14 protein-coding genes are annotated in these 14951 nt (G+C 72.5%); 4 read left to right on the top strand and 10 right to left on the bottom strand.

Features of this window, described 5'->3' with window-relative positions; translation table 11 throughout:
• Positions 1 to 10: 10 nt before the first annotated feature.
• Both ACOFKS_RS13685 and glpX read right to left on the bottom strand, forming a co-directional pair.
• Positions 11 to 739: a CPBP family intramembrane glutamic endopeptidase gene (locus tag ACOFKS_RS13685; RefSeq protein ID WP_419809814.1), complete on the bottom strand. Its 729-nt coding sequence runs from the start codon at positions 737 to 739 to the stop codon at positions 11 to 13.
• Between the two features lie 16 nt (positions 740 to 755).
• Positions 756 to 1724 (bottom strand): class II fructose-bisphosphatase, encoded by a 969-nt coding sequence (gene glpX / locus ACOFKS_RS13680; protein WP_419809813.1) that lies wholly within the window; start codon positions 1722 to 1724, stop codon positions 756 to 758.
• A gap of 118 nt (positions 1725 to 1842) precedes the next feature.
• On the opposite strand from glpX, the gene ACOFKS_RS13675 reads away from it, so the two are divergent.
• Positions 1843 to 2322 carry a hypothetical protein gene (locus tag ACOFKS_RS13675; protein WP_419809812.1) on the top strand — a complete coding sequence of 160 codons (480 nt, stop codon included), beginning with the start codon at positions 1843 to 1845 and terminating at the stop codon, positions 2320 to 2322.
• Here ACOFKS_RS13675 and dapD read toward each other — a convergent pair.
• The gene (gene dapD, locus ACOFKS_RS13670) at positions 2300 to 3115 is read right to left on the bottom strand and encodes a 2,3,4,5-tetrahydropyridine-2,6-dicarboxylate N-succinyltransferase (RefSeq protein WP_419809811.1); all 816 of its coding nucleotides are present in this window, start codon (positions 3113 to 3115) and stop codon (positions 2300 to 2302) included. The two genes, ACOFKS_RS13675 and dapD, sit on opposite strands and share 23 nt — an antisense overlap.
• Positions 3112 to 3777 (bottom strand): pyrimidine 5'-nucleotidase, encoded by a 666-nt coding sequence (locus ACOFKS_RS13665; protein WP_419809810.1) that lies wholly within the window; start codon positions 3775 to 3777, stop codon positions 3112 to 3114. Before ACOFKS_RS13665 ends, dapD begins: the two co-directional genes overlap by 4 nt.
• 143 nt (positions 3778 to 3920) lie before the next feature.
• On the opposite strand from ACOFKS_RS13665, the gene ACOFKS_RS13660 reads away from it, so the two are divergent.
• Complete coding sequence (locus ACOFKS_RS13660; protein ID WP_419809809.1) at positions 3921 to 6212, top strand: S8 family serine peptidase; 2292 nt, start codon at positions 3921 to 3923, stop codon at positions 6210 to 6212.
• Between the two features lie 192 nt (positions 6213 to 6404).
• On the top strand, positions 6405 to 7403 hold the full coding sequence (locus tag ACOFKS_RS13655) for an LLM class flavin-dependent oxidoreductase (RefSeq protein ID WP_419809808.1): 999 nt from the start codon (positions 6405 to 6407) through the stop codon (positions 7401 to 7403).
• A 4-nt stretch (positions 7404 to 7407) separates the two neighbouring features.
• Here the strand turns inward: ACOFKS_RS13655 and ACOFKS_RS13650 are convergent, their stop codons facing one another.
• The 4 genes from ACOFKS_RS13650 to ACOFKS_RS13635 all read right to left on the bottom strand — a co-directional run bounded on the left by ACOFKS_RS13650 (position 7408) and on the right by ACOFKS_RS13635 (position 10148).
• Complete coding sequence (locus ACOFKS_RS13650; RefSeq protein WP_419809807.1) at positions 7408 to 7689, bottom strand: hypothetical protein; 282 nt, start codon at positions 7687 to 7689, stop codon at positions 7408 to 7410.
• A 23-nt stretch (positions 7690 to 7712) separates the two neighbouring features.
• On the bottom strand, positions 7713 to 9020 hold the full coding sequence (locus tag ACOFKS_RS13645) for an ATP-binding protein (RefSeq protein ID WP_419810167.1): 1308 nt from the start codon (positions 9018 to 9020) through the stop codon (positions 7713 to 7715).
• Positions 9021 to 9180: 160 nt separating this feature from the next.
• Positions 9181 to 9846, bottom strand: coding sequence for a response regulator transcription factor (locus tag ACOFKS_RS13640; RefSeq protein ID WP_419809806.1), 666 nt, complete (start codon positions 9844 to 9846; stop codon positions 9181 to 9183).
• Positions 9847 to 9857: 11 nt separating this feature from the next.
• Positions 9858 to 10148 carry a hypothetical protein gene (locus ACOFKS_RS13635; protein ID WP_419809805.1) on the bottom strand — a complete coding sequence of 97 codons (291 nt, stop codon included), beginning with the start codon at positions 10146 to 10148 and terminating at the stop codon, positions 9858 to 9860.
• Positions 10149 to 10322: 174 nt separating this feature from the next.
• On the opposite strand from ACOFKS_RS13635, the gene ACOFKS_RS13630 reads away from it, so the two are divergent.
• Positions 10323 to 12104, top strand: a complete 1782-nt coding sequence (locus tag ACOFKS_RS13630) for an ABC-F family ATP-binding cassette domain-containing protein (RefSeq protein WP_419809804.1) — start codon at positions 10323 to 10325, stop codon at positions 12102 to 12104.
• A 25-nt stretch (positions 12105 to 12129) separates the two neighbouring features.
• On the opposite strand, the gene ACOFKS_RS13625 is transcribed toward ACOFKS_RS13630, so the two are convergent.
• A complete protein-coding gene (locus ACOFKS_RS13625) occupies positions 12130 to 12927 on the bottom strand; it encodes a DUF815 domain-containing protein (RefSeq protein ID WP_419809803.1) in 798 nt (265 codons plus the stop codon).
• A gap of 24 nt (positions 12928 to 12951) precedes the next feature.
• Complete coding sequence (locus ACOFKS_RS13620; protein WP_419809802.1) at positions 12952 to 14937, bottom strand: tetratricopeptide repeat protein; 1986 nt, start codon at positions 14935 to 14937, stop codon at positions 12952 to 12954.
• Positions 14938 to 14951: the final 14 nt, after the last annotated feature.

The raw sequence follows: 14951 nt of genomic DNA, 5'->3' as shown, positions 1-14951 counted from the left end.
CGGGTCTGTGTCAACGGCGCTTCGATCGGCGCCGCTCGATCCAGCCGCGCACGGCGGGCCGGAGCACCAGATGGCCCAGGTCGCCGGTCGCATGCACCGCCATCGCCGCGATCAGGCTGCCCGAGGCGAGGTAGAACACCGACAGCGCCGCGCCCGCCAGCGTCGTCGCCAGCATCCCGCGCCAGCCCTGATAACGATGCGCCGCGCCGAACAGCAGCGCCGCGCCGGCGAACGCGATCGGGGCGCTGCCCATCGCAAGCGTCGCCAGCAGCGGCAGGAGCAGACGGAAATACGCCTCTTCGGTGATCCCCGCCGTCACCGCCAGCGCCGCCGCCCAGCCGAGCTCGCCCGGCCCCGGCCGCACCGCCGCCGCGTCGCCGAACAGCGTCCCTTCCGGCCGCCCCCGCCATGCACGCCAGGCGGTGAGCAGCATCCCGCCGCCGACGCCGATCGCCACCCCGATCGCCGCCGCGCCGATCAGGATCCGCTGTTCGACCACGCCGACGTCACCGATCCCGAGCAGCATACGCGCGGCGGCGAACTCGGACGGCAGGTGCAGGAAGTCAGGCCAGCGCGCTATAATCCCGAGCAGCACCAGCGGCGGCACGCCGAAGCGCAGCCAGCTCGTCCGCACCATGCGCGGATAACGTCGCCCCTCGATCCGGCGTCGCCGCGCGAACAGCAGCTGGCCGAGCGGCAGCAGCGCGACGGCCAGCAGCAGCGCCGCGATCGGGGTCACCCCCGCCGGCACCCGGTCAAAGCCGATGCTCGCCCTTGACCCAGCGCACCGTGCCCGACGAGGCGCGCATCACCACGCTCTCGGTGGTCATCTTGTCGCCGCGCCGCTTGACGCCCGCCAGCAGCGAGCCGTCGGTGACGCCGGTCGCGGCAAAGATGCAGTCGCCCTTGGCGAGGTCGGTCAGGTCGTATTGGCGGTCGAGGTCGGTGACGCCCCACTTCGCCGCGCGCGCGCGCTCGTCATCGTTGCGGAACAGCAGCCGGCCCTTGAACTGCCCACCGACGCAGCGCAGCGCCGCGCAGGCCAGCACGCCCTCCGGCGCGCCGCCCGAGCCCATGTAGAGGTCGATCGTCGTGTCCGGATTGGTGGTCGCGATCACGCCCGCGACGTCGCCGTCGCCGATCAGCACGACGCCGCAGCCGAGCGCGCGCAGCTCCGCGATCAGCGCCTCGTGGCGCGGCCGGTCGAGCACGCAGACCATGATCTCGCCCGGCGCGCAGCCCTTCGCGGCGGCGACGCTGCGGACGTTGTCCGCCGGCGAGCGATCGAGGTCGATGACGCCGTCGGGATAGCCCGGCCCGACCGCCAGCTTGTCCATATAGACGTCGGGCGCGTTGAGCAGCCCGCCGGCCTCCGCGATCGCCAGCACCGCGAGGCTGTTCGGCCCCGCCTTGGCGCAGATCGTCGTCCCCTCCAGCGGATCGAGCGCGATGTCGATCTTCGGCCCGCCATCCTGCTGGGAGCCGACCTTCTCGCCGATATACAGCATCGGCGCCTCGTCGCGCTCGCCCTCGCCGATCACCACGGTGCCGTCGATCGGCAGCTCGTTCAATGCCGCGCGCATCGCCTCCACCGCCGCCGCGTCCGCCGCGTCCTCGTCGCCGCGGCCGGTCAGCGTCGACGCGGCGATCGCCGCCGCCTCCGTCACGCGCACCATCTCCAGCACGAGGACGCGGTCGAGTGTCTGGCTGGCGGCGGTGGTCATGGTGTGGCGATCCTCAAGGCTGGGGCGGCGGATAGGCAGCGGCCGCCGTGTTGTCGAGCCGGTCGCGAGATCACCTTCATGCTGAAACAAGTGCAGCATGACGTTATAGGGAGAGGCGATGGCGTCCGATCCTTCTCTCCGGCCACTCGCGCTCGTCATGGCCGCGATCGTGCTCGCGGCGGTGCTCGGCTTCGCCTGGACGCGCCCCGGCCATCGCGAGCGCCACGTCCAGCTGCGCGCGATCGAGGGCACCGGCGTCGCCTATGAGGCGAGCCTGCGCCGCGCGCTGTCGGTCGCCGGGGTGCCGCTGGTGACGGGCGGCCGCGACCTCGCGATCGGTGGCCGCGTCGTCGCGCGCGGCGGCATGGTGCGGGTCGAGAGCCGCTTCGAGGATGCGCGCGAGGGCCGTGTCGTGTGGCGCCGGGTCGACACGCTGCGCGCCGGCGATCCGCTCGACGCCGTCGCCACCCGCACCGCGCGTGTCGTCGCCTGCGGCATCGCGGCGTTCGACACCCGCAAGCTGCCGCTGCCGCCCGCCGCGATCCCGCCCTATTTCCGTCGCTGCGAGGCGGCGGTCAGTCGCGGAGCAGCTCGTTGATGCTGGTCTTCGACCGGGTCTGCGCGTCCACGCGCTTGACGATCACCGCGCAATAAAGGCTCAGGTCGCCGCCTGTCGAACCGGGCACGACGACGGCGTAGGGCGGCACCTCGCCGCGGAACACCTCGCCCGTCGCGCGGTCGATGATCCTGGTCGACGCGCCGAGATAAACGCCCATCGACAGCACCGCGCCCTCGCCGACGCGCACGCCCTCCGCCACTTCGCTGCGCGCGCCGATGAAGGCGCCGTCGCCGACGATGACCGGGTCCGCCTGAAGCGGCTCCAGTACGCCGCCGATCCCAGCGCCGCCGGAGATGTGGACGTTGCGCCCGATCTGCGCGCAGCTGCCCACCGTCGCCCAGGTGTCGACCATCGTGCCCTCGCCGACATAGGCGCCGATGTTGACGAAGCTGGGCATCAGGATCGCGCCCTTGCCAATGAACGCGCCGCGCCGTGCGACCGCGCCGGGGACGACGCGGAAGCCGGCGCTGCGGAACGCGGCCTCGCCCCAGCCCGCGAACTTGGACGGCACCTTGTCGAACGCGGGCGCGCCACCCGCGCCGCCGTCGACCAGCGCATTGTCGTTGAGCCGGAAGCTGAGCAGCACCGCCTTCTTGAGCCACTGGTTGACGCGCCAGCCATCCCCGGCCGGTTCCGCGACGCGCGCCTCACCCGCATCGAGCAGTGCCAGCGCGCGCTCCACCGCCGCGCGCACCGCACCGCCGGTCTCCAGCCCCAGGTCTGCGCGCTCTTCCCACGCCGCATCGATCGTCGCGGCCAGCTCGTCGCTCATGCGTCCTCCAATATTGCGTGCAGCCACGGACCGACGTCCGCGACGATATGGTCGATGAAGTCGCGCGCGCCTTCCGGGCCTTGTTCGGAGCCGTTGTCGATCCACACCGTCGTCATGCCGATCGCCTTGGCGGGCGCGAGGTTGCGCGCCATGTCGTCGACGAACAGCGCGCGCGCCGGATCGACGCCGTGGACGTCGCACAGCCCGCGATAGGCGGCGGGCGCGGGCTTCGGCAGCAGCCCCATGGCGTGGATGTCGTGCACCGCTTCGAAGCTCTCCCCCAGCCCGAGCCGCCCGAGCACCCGCCCGGCATAGGTGGCGTCGCCGTTGGTGAAGACCAGCTTGCGCCCCGGCAGCCGCGCGATCGCGGCGGCGAGCGGCGCGTCGTGCTCCAGCACGTCCATCTCGACCGCGTGGACGTCGTCCAGGAACTCGTGCGGATCGACGTCGTGCTCCGCCATCAGCCCGGCCAGCGTCGTGCCGTGCGCGTGGAAATAGCCCTTCTGCACCGCGAACGCCGCCGCCTCGTCCAGCCCGAGCCGCCGTGCGACGAAGGCGGTCATCCGCTTGTCGATCCGCGCGAACAGGTCCGCGCGCGCCGGATACAGCGTGTTGTCGAGATCGAAGATCCAGGTGTCGATATGACGGAGCGCCGGTGGCATGATCGGCGGCTCTACGGGGCGGGGCGGCCAGCGGCAACCCGGCGCCCGTGCACGGATGCACCCGGCATTCAGCTATGGTAAAGAGGTTGAATATAAGCGACTTAAGGCTCGTCTGGAGACGGGTTGTCGGGGAGGGCGATCGGATGACGGTCAAGGGCTTGGCATGGCGCGGCGCGAGTCTGGGCGCATTGTCGGCGCTCGCGGCGTGCGGCGGCGGCGGCGTCGCCAGCACCCCCGCGCCGCCCGTGGTCGTGGCCCCGACGCCGACGCCCGCTCCCGTCCCGACACCGACCCCGACACCGGCACCGGCACCGGCACCGGCCGCCAGCAACGACACGAGCGAGTACCGCGCCACGGTCGGCGCGGTGAACTTGAATGCGCTCGCCGCCTATAATGTCGGCGCGACCGGCAGCGGCGTCGGCATCGCGATCATCGATTCGGGGATCGACCTCGACTCGCCCGAGTTCGACAATCGCATCTCGTCCGCGAGCCAGGCGCTGGCGGGCAACACGACGGTCGACGACGAGGGCGGCCACGGCACCGCCGTCGCCTTTACCGCGGCCGGGCGGCGCAACGGGACGGGCACGCACGGCGTCGCGTTCGGCGCGACGGTGATCGCGTTACGCGCCGACCGGCCCGGCACCTGCGCCACCGCCGCGACCGACGACGAGGACAGCGGCTGCCGCTTCTCCAGCGACGCGCTGACGCAAGGGGTGGACGCCGCGCGTGCGGCCGGCGCGCGGGTCATCAACATGAGCCTGGGCGGCTCGACCATGCCCGCCACCCTGCAGGCGGCGATCGGCCGCGCCACCGCCGCCGGCATCGTCGTGGTGATCGCGGCGGGCAACGACGGCACCGACAATCCCGACCAGTTCACCGAAGTCGGCGGCACCGCCAACGCCAACAACGCGGTGATCGTCGCCGGCTCGATCGGCGCGGGCAACACGATCTCCTCGTTCAGCGACAAGGCCGGCACCGGCGCGGCGTATTATCTTACCGCGATCGGCGAGCGTGTCCGCGCGCCCGACGAGACCAACACGCCCTATCTCTGGTCGGGCACCTCCTTTGCCGCGCCGCAGATCTCGGGCGCGGTGGCGTTGCTGGCTCAGGCGTTCCCGAACCTGACGGGCGCACAGATCGTCAACCTGCTGCTCACCACCGCGCGCGACGCGGGCGCGGCCGGCACCGATCCGATCTATGGTCGCGGCATCCTGGACCTCACCCGCGCGTTTCAGCCGGTCGGCACGGCGATGGTCGCGGGGGCGGCGGCGCAGGTCACGGCGACCGCCGGCCAGACCAGCGCGGCGATGGGCGACGCCTCGCCCGCCGGGGTCGGCGCGGTGATCCTCGACGGCTACGATCGCGCGTTCGCGATCGATCTGGCGGGGACGCTGTCGCGGGCACCGGCGACGCGCCCGCTCGACGCGGCGCTGCGGGCGCGCACGATCGCGAGCAGCTTCGCGGTCGGCGGCACCAGCGTCGCGATGACGCTCGCCCCCACCCGCACCGGCGCGACGCTGGCGCAGACGAGCCTCACCGGCCACGACGCCGAGGCGGCACGCGCGATCGCGGGCAGCATCGTGCAGCGGCTGGGCAGCCGGACCAGCTTCGCGCTCGGCTTCAGCCAGGGCGCGGGCGGGCTGACCGCGCAGCTGGCGGGGAACAGCGAGCCCGCCTTCCTCGTCGCCGGTCCGACCGGCGGTATCGACACCGCCCCCGCATCGAGCGTCGCGGTGCGCCATTCGCTGGGCGGATGGGGCGTGACGGCGGCGGCCGAAACGGGCGGGGTGCTGTCGCCACGCGAGCGGCTGTTGCCCGGCTCGCGCTATTGGCAGCGCACGCCCTATGATCGCGTCGCGTTCGGGCTCGACCGCGCGGTCGGGCCGGTGGTGGCGCACGCGGGCGTGACCCGGCTGCACGAGGACGCGACGGTGCTCGGCGCGCGGTTCGGCGCGGCGCTGGGCAGCCCCGGTGCGACCAGCTGGTTCGCGGAGACCGGGGCGCAGGTCGAAGCGGGCGGCTGGACGCTGGGCGGCAGCTGGCGACAGGGGCAGACGGCGGCGCAGGTCCACGGCTTCGCGGGCGGCGGCACGCTCCGCACGACGTCGTGGAGCGCCGACCTCGGCAAGGCGGGGCTGTTCGGGGGCGACCGCCTCGACCTGCGCGCCGCGCAGCCGCTGCGGGTGGCGAGCGGCGGCATCGACCTGACGCTGCCGACCGGTTGGGACTATGCGGCGGACGCGGTGTCGGCGTGGACGACGCAGCGGCTGGGGCTGGCGCCGCAGGGGCGCGAGCTGGACGTGGAGGCGCTGTATACGGTGCCGCTGTCGCGCGGGGCGCTGCGGACCAACCTCTACTGGCGACGCGATCCGGGTAACGTCGCGGCGCTCGGGCCGGACTATGGCGCGGCGGTGCGGTGGTCGGTTGGGTGGTAGCGCACGCCGCCGCTCCGTCATCCCCGCGAAAGCGGGGACCCATCTCCGGACCGTTGCACGATGCTGCAGCGGGCGTGACGAGGCGAAGACCGGGAGATGGGTCCCCGCTTTCGCGAAGACGACGGCTACGGGCTGAGATGACGGCAACGAGACGGGGGTGAAAACCGTCCGATCCACCCCCATCTCCTCCCCATGACCCGCTTAGCATTCCTCGATCTCGTCCCCGTCGTCGAAGGCGGCACCGTGTCGCAGTCGCTCGCCAACGCCGCCGACCTCGCCCGGCACGCGGAGGCGGTGGGCTTCAACCGCTATTGGACCGCCGAGCATCACGGCATGCGCGGCATCGCCAGCGCCGCCACCGCCGTCGTCCTCGCGCATGTCGCCGCCGCGACGAGCACCATCCGCATCGGCGCGGGCGGGATCATGCTCCCCAACCACGCGCCGCTGGTGATCGCCGAGCAGTTCGGCACGCTCGACGCGCTGTTTCCGGGCCGCATCGACCTCGGCCTCGGTCGTGCGCCGGGGTCCGATCAGCGGGTCGCCCACGCGCTGCGCCGCACGTTGACCAGCGACGCCAACGACTTCCCGCGCGACGTCGTCGAATTGCAGAGCTATTTCGCCGACGACGGCAGGACCGGCATCGTTGCCACGCCTGGCGCGGGCGCGAAGCCGGAGATGTGGATCCTCGGCTCCAGCACCTTCGGGGCGCAGCTTGCCGCGATGCTGGGCCTGCCCTACGCCTTCGCCAGCCACTTCGCGCCCGACGCGCTCGACGCCGCGCTGGCGATCTATCGTCGCGATTTCCGGCCGTCGGCGCAGCTCGCGACACCCTATGCGATGGCGGGGTTCAACGTCTTCGCGGCCGAGACCGATGCCGAGGCGGAGCTGCTCGCGTCATCACAGCAGCAGGCGTTCGTCGCGCTCCGCACCGGCAACCCGCGCCAGCTGCCGCCCCCCGTCCCCGGCTATCGCGAGAGTCTGGGCGCGCAGGGATCGGCGATCCTCGACCACGTCCTGCAATGCTCCGCCGTCGGCAGCCCCGCGACGGTCGCGCGCGGCATCGCGGCGTTCGTGGCGCGGACCGGCGTCGACGAGCTGATGATCTCGACCAGCATCTACGATCACGAAGCGCGAAAGCGCAGCCTGAGGCTGACGGCAGGCGCGATGACCGAGATGAAGGTGGCCGCCTGAACGCTCACACGCCGGCGCGCGCCACCATCGTCGCCATCGCCACCGGGTCCGCTGCGATCAGCTGTAGATAGATCCGCGATCCGGTGTCGGGCCGGGCTCGGTTCTGCTCCCAGCAGCATGACGTGACCCTGATCCGTTCGTGCTGAGCGAAGTTGAAGCACAGGTGAGTCTCATGCCCTTCGACTCCGCTCAGGGCGAACGAGCAGAGCTGAATCAGCTTAATGCCATCATACTTTACTTGTCGGCCTTCTGGTCTGGTCAGGTTGCCCTTGTCACCCTTGCGCACACGGTGACGGGGAGCACCTCACGTCAACCAGCCGCCGGCAGCCGCAACCGCACCAGCAGGCCGCCCAGGTCCTCGCTCTCCTCCAGCGCCACCGTGCCTTCGTAGATCTCCGCCACGTCGCGCACGATCGCCAGCCCCAGCCCGGTGCCCGGCTTCCCCGTATCCAGCCGCACGCCCCGGTCGAAGATCCGCACGCGCTCCTCCTCCGGGATGCCGGTGCCGTCGTCCTCGACCAGGATCTCCACGAACCCCGCCTGCGCGCCGACCGTCACGAACACGCTGCCGCCACCGTATTTGGCCGCATTCTCGACCAGGTTGCCGAGCATCTCGTCCAGATCCTGCCGCTCGACATGCACCTGCAGGTCGCGTGCCCCCTCCGCGTCGATGCGGACGTGGCGATAGAGGCGGCCGACCGCGCGCTCCACCGAGTCGACCGACGGCCATACCTCGGCCCGGCTGTGCGCGGAGCCGCGCCGCCCCACGGCGCGGGCGCGCGCGAGGTGATGGTCGACCTGACGGCGCATCGTCCGCGCCTCGCGCACCACCGTGTCGGCCAGGTCGTCGGCGTGCGCGGTCGCGGCGTTCATGATGACGGTCAGCGGCGTCTTGAGCGCATGCGCCAGATTACCCGCGTGCCGCCGCGCCTCCTCCGCCTGCCGCTCGTTATGCGCGATCAGCGCGTTCAGCTCCTCGACCATCGGCGCGACCTCGACCGGCATCGCCGACGACACGCGGCTGGTCCGCCCCGCCCGCATCGCCGCGATCTCCTCGCGCACGCGCCGCAGCGGGCGCAGGCCATAGACGGTCTGCAACGCCGCCAGCAGCACCAGTCCCAGCGCCAGCAGCGCGAACGAGCGCACCAGGATGCGGCGTAGCGCGGCGATCTGATCGTCCAGCCCCTCGCGGTTCTCCGCCACCTGGATGCGCCAGCGCGCGGTCGAGCCCGGCAGCGTCACGTCGCGCTCGACGATCCGCAGCTTCTCGTCGCCGAACTGGTTGCTGTCGAACGAGTGCAGGTCGCGGTCGTAATGACTGGAGCCGTAAGCCAGCCGCCGATCCCACAGCGAGCGCGACGGATAGGATTCCTGCCCTCGCGTCGACACCTGCCAATAGAGTCCGGAACCGGGCTCGATGAAGCGCTGGTCGGCGGGCTCGCGCGTGTTGATGACCTCGCCCTCCGGCCCGATCTCCGCGGACGCGATCAGCGAGCGCAGCACATAGGCCAGCGAGTCGTCGAAATTGCGCGTGACGGCGGTGGTCAGCACCCGGTCGAGCGCGAAGCCACCACCCGCCAGCAGCAGCGTGATCCACGCCGCCGCGATCAGGATCATCCGCCGTTGCAGCGACCCGGTGTGACGCGGCAGGTCGCCGGGGATGGTGACGGGGGGGGTCACTTTCCGTCACCCCGGCCCTGAGCCGGGGTGCCGCTGCCTGGTCCCGCGCGGAAGCAGAAGCGAGACCCCGGCTCGAGGCCGGGGTGACGGGCAAGTATCACCCCTCCGGATCTTCGAGCGAATAGCCCAGACCCCGGATCGTCGTGATGACGTCCTGCCCCAGCTTCTTGCGGATGCGCGTGACGAACACCTCGATCGTGTTAGAATCGCGATCGAAATCCTGATCGTAGATATGCTCGATCAGCTCGGTCCGGCTCACCACCTTGCCCTTGTGGTGGAGCAGGTAGGAGAGCAGCTTGTATTCCTGCGCCGTCAGCTTCACCGCCTCGCCGGCGCGGGTCACCTTGCCCGATCGCGTATCGAGGCGGATGTCGCCCGCGGTCAGCTCGCTGGATGCGTTGCCCGACGCGCGGCGGATCAGCGCGCGCAGGCGGGCGATCAGCTCCTCGGTCTGGAACGGCTTGGCGACGTAATCGTCCGCGCCCGCGTCCAGCCCCGCGACCTTGTCCGACCAGCTGTCGCGCGCGGTCAGCACCAGCACGGGCATGACCTTGCCCTCCTTGCGCCAGCGGTCGAGCACCGTCAGCCCGTCGATCTCCGGCAGCCCCAGGTCGAGCACCACCGCGTCGTAATTCTCGTTCGACCCGAGGTAGAGCCCCTCTTCACCGTCGGTCGCGAGGTCGATCGCATAGCCGGCCGCCTCCAGCGTGTTCTTGAGCTGGTTGCCGAGTGTCGGCTCGTCCTCGACGATCAGAACGCGCATCGCTGGTCTCCTTAACGACCGGTGCGGCCGATGATCTGGCCGGAGCGCCCGTCCACCTCGACCCAGATCACCGCGCCATCGCGCAGGAACTTGAGCGTGTAAACCGCGCTCGCCCCGTCGAACTCGAACCCGAGATAGTCGGCGCCGCGCATCGTCGGCACCACCCGCCCCTCAATCTCGCGCAGCGGCAGGATGCGGCCCTCGCGGCGCTGCTCGAAGACGCGCCACTGGTCGCCGCGATGATGCGACGACACCTGAAGCGCGATCGCAGGCACGAACAGGCTGAGGGCGAAGAGGATCATGAGTCGCCACTACCTAGGCGGCGTTGAACCACCTGTGAATAGGGCCGAAAGGTGGCGGACAGGACGCGTCGTCATGCCGGCCCGTCAGCGGAAAGGATAGGCGATCGGTCGCGGAGAGCAGGGCCGGCGCTTGAGCCTCGATTTAGCTGCGCTAAATCGCTAGGCCGCGCCGCCATGCCCGCACCCATTCTCGCTTACGAAGACCTCGGCCTGATCCAGGGCTCCGGCTGGCTGTTCCGCCACCTCGACCTCCACCTCCAGGCGCGCGACCGGCTGGCGCTGATCGGCCGCAACGGCGCGGGCAAGTCGACGCTGTTGCGGCTGATCGCCGGCGCGATCGACGCCGACGAGGGCCGCCGCACGATCGTGCCGGGCACGCGCGTCGTGATGCTCGAACAGGAACCGAGCCTCGCCGGCCACGCCACGTTCGCCGACTACGTCCTCGCCGGTGACGACGCGCCCGCGCCGCACGAGGCGGACGCGATCGCGGGGCAGCTGGGCATCGACCTGACCCGCGACGCCGCCACCGCCTCGGGCGGCGAGCGCCGCCGCGCCGCGATCGTCCGCGCGCTGGCGATGGACCCCGACGTGCTGCTGCTCGACGAGCCGACCAACCACCTCGACGTCGTCGCGATCGAGTGGCTGGAAAGCTGGCTGCAACGCTTCACCGGCGCCTTCGTGGTCATCAGCCACGACCGCACCTTCCTGACCCGGCTGACGCGGCAGACGCTGTGGCTCGACCGGGGGGCGCTGCGCCGTGCGGAGGTCGGCTTCGGCGGGTTCGAGGCGTGGACCGAACAGGTCTATGCCGACGAACAGCGCAACGCCGAGCGGCTGGACGCGCGGCTCAAGCTGGAGGAGCATTGGCTCCAGCGCGGCGTCACCGGGCGTCGACGTCGCAACCAGGGTCGGCTTGCCAAGCTCAAGGACATGCGTGCCGAACGCGCAGCGATGATCGGGCCGCAAGGGGCCGCCAACCTCGCGATCGGCACCGACGACGTCCGCACCAAGACGGTGATCGACGCCAAGGACGTGTCCAAATCCTTCGAAGACCGCCCGATCATCCGCGACCTGACGCTCCGGGTGACGCGCGGCGACCGGATCGGCATCGTCGGCGCGAACGGCGCGGGCAAGACGACGCTGCTCCGCCTGCTGACCGGCGAGATCGCGCCCGACAGCGGCGAGGTGCGGCTGGCGAAGACGCTGGACGGCGTCATCATCGACCAGCAGCGCAAGCTGATGGCGCCCGAGAAGACGGTGCGCGACGTGCTGGCGGACGGCGGCGACTGGATCGACGTGCTCGGCAGCCGCAAGCACATCCACGGCTATCTCAAGGAGTTCCTGTTCGAACCCGGCCTGGTCGACGCCAAGGTCGGCACGCTGTCGGGCGGCGAGCGTTCGCGGCTGTTGCTGGCGCGCGAGTTCGCGCGGCACTCGAACCTGCTGGTGCTCGACGAGCCGACCAACGACCTCGACCTGGAGACGCTGGACCTGCTGCAGGAGGTGATCGGCGATTACGAGGGCACCGTCCTGATCGTCAGCCACGACCGCGACTTCCTCGACCGCACGGTGACGGTGACGCTGGGGCTGGACGGGTCGGGCAAGGTCGACGTCGTCGCCGGCGGGTACGAGGACTGGGAGCGCAAGCGCGTCAAGGCGGCGCCCTCCCGACCGGCGGCGAGCGCGAAGGCGGAAAAGCCCGCGCCCAGGCGGGAGGCGGGCGCCAAGCTGTCCTACAAGGACCAGCGCGACTACGACCTCCTGCCCGCCCGCATCGAGGAGATCGACCGCGCCATCGCCCGCGACGAGGCGGCGTTGGCCGACCCCGGCCTCTACGTCCGCGACGCCGCCGCCTTTGCCCGGCTCAGCGCCGCTATCGACCGGGCGCGCGACGAGAAGGAGGCGGCGGAGATGCGCTGGCTGGACCTCGCCGAACAGGTCGAGGCGCTGACCTGAGCCAGACGTCCGAAATCCAGCCTGACTATAGCGACCGCCCGGCCCGCCCGGCCGCCTCGACCACGAACTGCCACGCCACCCGCCCCGACCGGCTGCCGCGCCGCGCCGCCCACTCGATCGCCTCGGCCGGGTCAACGTCGAGCCCATGCGCGTCGGCATAGCCCGCGACGATCGCCAGATACCCCGCCTGATCGAGCGCGTGGAAACCGAGACTCAGCCCGAACCGGTCCGCCAGCGCCAGCTGATCGTCGGCCGAATCGCGCGGATTGATCGCGTCCGCCTGCTCGCGCATGTCGCGCGGTTGCAGGTGGCGGCGGTTGGCGGTGACCAGCAGGCGGACGTTGGCCGGCCGCGGCTCGGCCCCGCCCTCCAGCAGCGAGCGCAGCGCCCGCGCGTCGTGGCCCGCATCGACGCCGACGTCGTCGACGAACACCGCCACCGGACGCGGCACGTCGGCCAGCCGCCCGAACAGCCCCGGCAGGCCCGCCAGCTCCGCCGCGACCACCAGCGCCAGCGCCGGGTGCGCGGCCTGCACCGCCGCCACCGCGCTCTTCGCCAGCGCCGACTTGCCGGTGCCGCGCGCGCCCCACAGCAGCACGTCGTGCGCGGCGAAGCCCTGCGCCAGCCGCGTCAGGTTGGCGAGCAGCGCATCGCGCTGGTGGTCGACGCCGAGCAGCCGGTCGAGCGGGATCGCCGCGGTGGCGATCGCGGTCAGCCGCCCCGCCCGCCAGGCATAGGCCGGGTGCGCCAGCGGGTCGGCCGCCACGGGCAGCTCGGGCGCGAGCCGCTCCAGCGCGGCGGCGATACGGTCAAGCGGGTCCAAACGCGGCCTCCTCCGGCCGCGCGCCTAGCCCAGCTGGCGGCGATGCGCGAGATAGGCCGCGTTGCCGGGGGACAGTACCAGCGCCTTGTCGAGCAGCTGCCGCGCCGCCGACGTCTCGCCGACCGCCGCCAGCGCCACGCCATAGGCATCCGCCGCTGCCGCGTTCATCGGCAGCAGCGCATAGGCCGCGCGCCCGTACCGCCGCGCGGTCTCGCCATCGCCATCGCCCGCATAGGCGAGCGCCAGGTCGGCGAGCAGCCCCGCGTCGCGGTTGCCGCTGCGGTGCCGGAGCTGTTCCAGCGTCTCGATCGCGTCGTCCCATGTGCCGGCCGCGACCTGCCAATGCCCGAGCAGCCGACGCGCCATCAGGCTTTGCGGGTTCTGGCCGAGGTATAGCGCCAGCGTCGCCGCCGCGTCCGCCGGCTTGCCCGCACGGCCGAGCGCATCGACCAGCCGGAGCACGGTCGGCTCGTCGAACCGCAGGTCCGCCGCGCGGGTATAGGCGCCCACCGCCTCGCCGCCCTGCCCGCTCGCCGCCAGCGTGTCGCCGAGCGCCAGCAGCGCCGCCGGGTCGCGCGGTGCCGCCGCCGCCAACGCCCGCGCCGCGGCGAGCGCGCCCGCCTTGTCGCCGCCGCTCATCCGGCCCCGGATCACGCCCAGCGCATAGGTCGGATCGCCCGCCGCGCCCGCCGCCTCGACCGTCAGCGCACCGACATCCTCGTCGGTCGCGAACAACGCGCCCTGTCCCCCCGCCCCGCTCGCCCGGTCGAGAAAGCCGGCCGCCGTCGCCCGATCGCCGATCCACTCCCACGCCCGCGCGGTCAGCGCCAGCGCCTGCGCGTCGGCATCGCCCCGCATTGCCAGCGGCCGCAGCACATCCAGCGCCCCCCGCGCGTCACCCGACCGCAGCAGCGCCCCCGCCAGCAAGCGCCGCGCGGTCAGGTTCATCGGCTGCACCGCCAGCAGCCGCCGCCAATACGCGACGGCCTCCTCGCCACGCCCGGTCGCGGCATCGGCGGCACCGGCGAGCAGCAGCGCGCCGGGCACGTCGGCGATCCCCGCGCCCGCCGATGCCAGCAGGTGCCGCGCCAGCTCCGGCCGCCCCGCCCGCATCGCGATCACCGCCTGCAGATAGAGCGCGGGCGGGCTGCCGGGCACCGCCACCAGCGCCTTGCGCGTCGCCGCCAGCGCCTCGGCGTAGCGTCCCGCCTCGCCCAGACCGGCGGCATATTCGATCAGTGCGGGGTGGTCATAGGCGTCGGTCCTCAACGCCGCCTCGAACCAGGGCAGCGCCGCCACCAGCCCGAACCGTGCGCGGACGACCTCGCCCTGCAACGTCATCGCCCTGGGCTCGCCCGGCGCCAGTCGCGCGGCGACGGCGCCGGCATCGGCGGCACCGCCCAGCTCGCCCGCGTCGAGCCGTAGCCGCCCGAGCACGGTCCAGCTCCGCGCGTCCTTCGGGTTCGTCGCGACCAGCTGCTCCAGCAGATCCTGCGCCACGGCGCCCTGCCCTTGCGCCGCCAGCGCCCCCGCCCTGACCCGCGCCGCCTCCGGCGTCGGCTCCTTCGCCGCCTCGATCAATGCCCCCGCCGGATCGCCCTGCAACAGCCGCGCCTCGGCGATCAGCGCGTGCAACCGGGTCGGCGGCACCCCCGCCGCCTGCGCCCGCCCCAACGCCGCCTCCGCCGCCGCGCCCTCGCCCATCGCCAGCCAGGCGCGCGCCAGCACCAGCTGCGCCGCCGCCAGCCGCGGCGCCACCGCGACCGCACGCTCGGCATTGCGCCGCGCCGCGTGATAGTTGCCCGCCGCCAGCGTCGACCGCGCTTCGACCAGCGCGCGCAACGGGTCGGTCGGCCCGGACCGGCTCGCCCACAGCAGCCCGCCGAGCAGCGCCATCGCGACGATCAAGACCGCCCCGACCCGCCGCTGCACCGCCGTGACCGCCGGCAGCCGCCACCGGCGCCGCCTCCGCCTCGCCCGGATCAAGGGATAGGCACGGGTATCAGGCATGGAGGTCGTAGCTC

It is taken from the genome of Sphingomonas sp. (assembly GCF_965200135.1).
Classification (GTDB): Bacteria; Pseudomonadota; Alphaproteobacteria; order Sphingomonadales; family Sphingomonadaceae; genus Sphingomonas.
Note: the sequence above shows the minus strand (reverse complement) of the source record. Positions and strands in the feature narration are given on the sequence as shown.

Bases quoted from the DNA above. Each gene is read 5' to 3' on its own strand.
- ACOFKS_RS13660 (WP_419809809.1), top strand. From the start codon at position 3,921: ATGACGGTCAAGGGCTTGGCATGGCGCGGCGCGAGTCTGGGCGCATTG.
- ACOFKS_RS13620 (WP_419809802.1), bottom strand. From the start codon at position 14,937: ATGCCTGATACCCGTGCCTATCCCTTGATCCGGGCGAGGCGGAGGCGG.
- ACOFKS_RS13645 (WP_419810167.1), bottom strand. From the start codon at position 9,020: ATGATCCTGATCGCGGCGGCGTGGATCACGCTGCTGCTGGCGGGTGGT.
- ACOFKS_RS13640 (WP_419809806.1), bottom strand. From the start codon at position 9,846: ATGCGCGTTCTGATCGTCGAGGACGAGCCGACACTCGGCAACCAGCTC.
- ACOFKS_RS13630 (WP_419809804.1), top strand. From the start codon at position 10,323: ATGCCCGCACCCATTCTCGCTTACGAAGACCTCGGCCTGATCCAGGGC.
- ACOFKS_RS13675 (WP_419809812.1), top strand. From the start codon at position 1,843: ATGGCGTCCGATCCTTCTCTCCGGCCACTCGCGCTCGTCATGGCCGCG.
- ACOFKS_RS13665 (WP_419809810.1), bottom strand. From the start codon at position 3,777: ATGCCACCGGCGCTCCGTCATATCGACACCTGGATCTTCGATCTCGAC.
- ACOFKS_RS13655 (WP_419809808.1), top strand. From the start codon at position 6,405: ATGACCCGCTTAGCATTCCTCGATCTCGTCCCCGTCGTCGAAGGCGGC.
- dapD (WP_419809811.1), bottom strand. From the start codon at position 3,115: ATGAGCGACGAGCTGGCCGCGACGATCGATGCGGCGTGGGAAGAGCGC.
- ACOFKS_RS13635 (WP_419809805.1), bottom strand. From the start codon at position 10,148: ATGATCCTCTTCGCCCTCAGCCTGTTCGTGCCTGCGATCGCGCTTCAG.
- glpX (WP_419809813.1), bottom strand. From the start codon at position 1,724: ATGACCACCGCCGCCAGCCAGACACTCGACCGCGTCCTCGTGCTGGAG.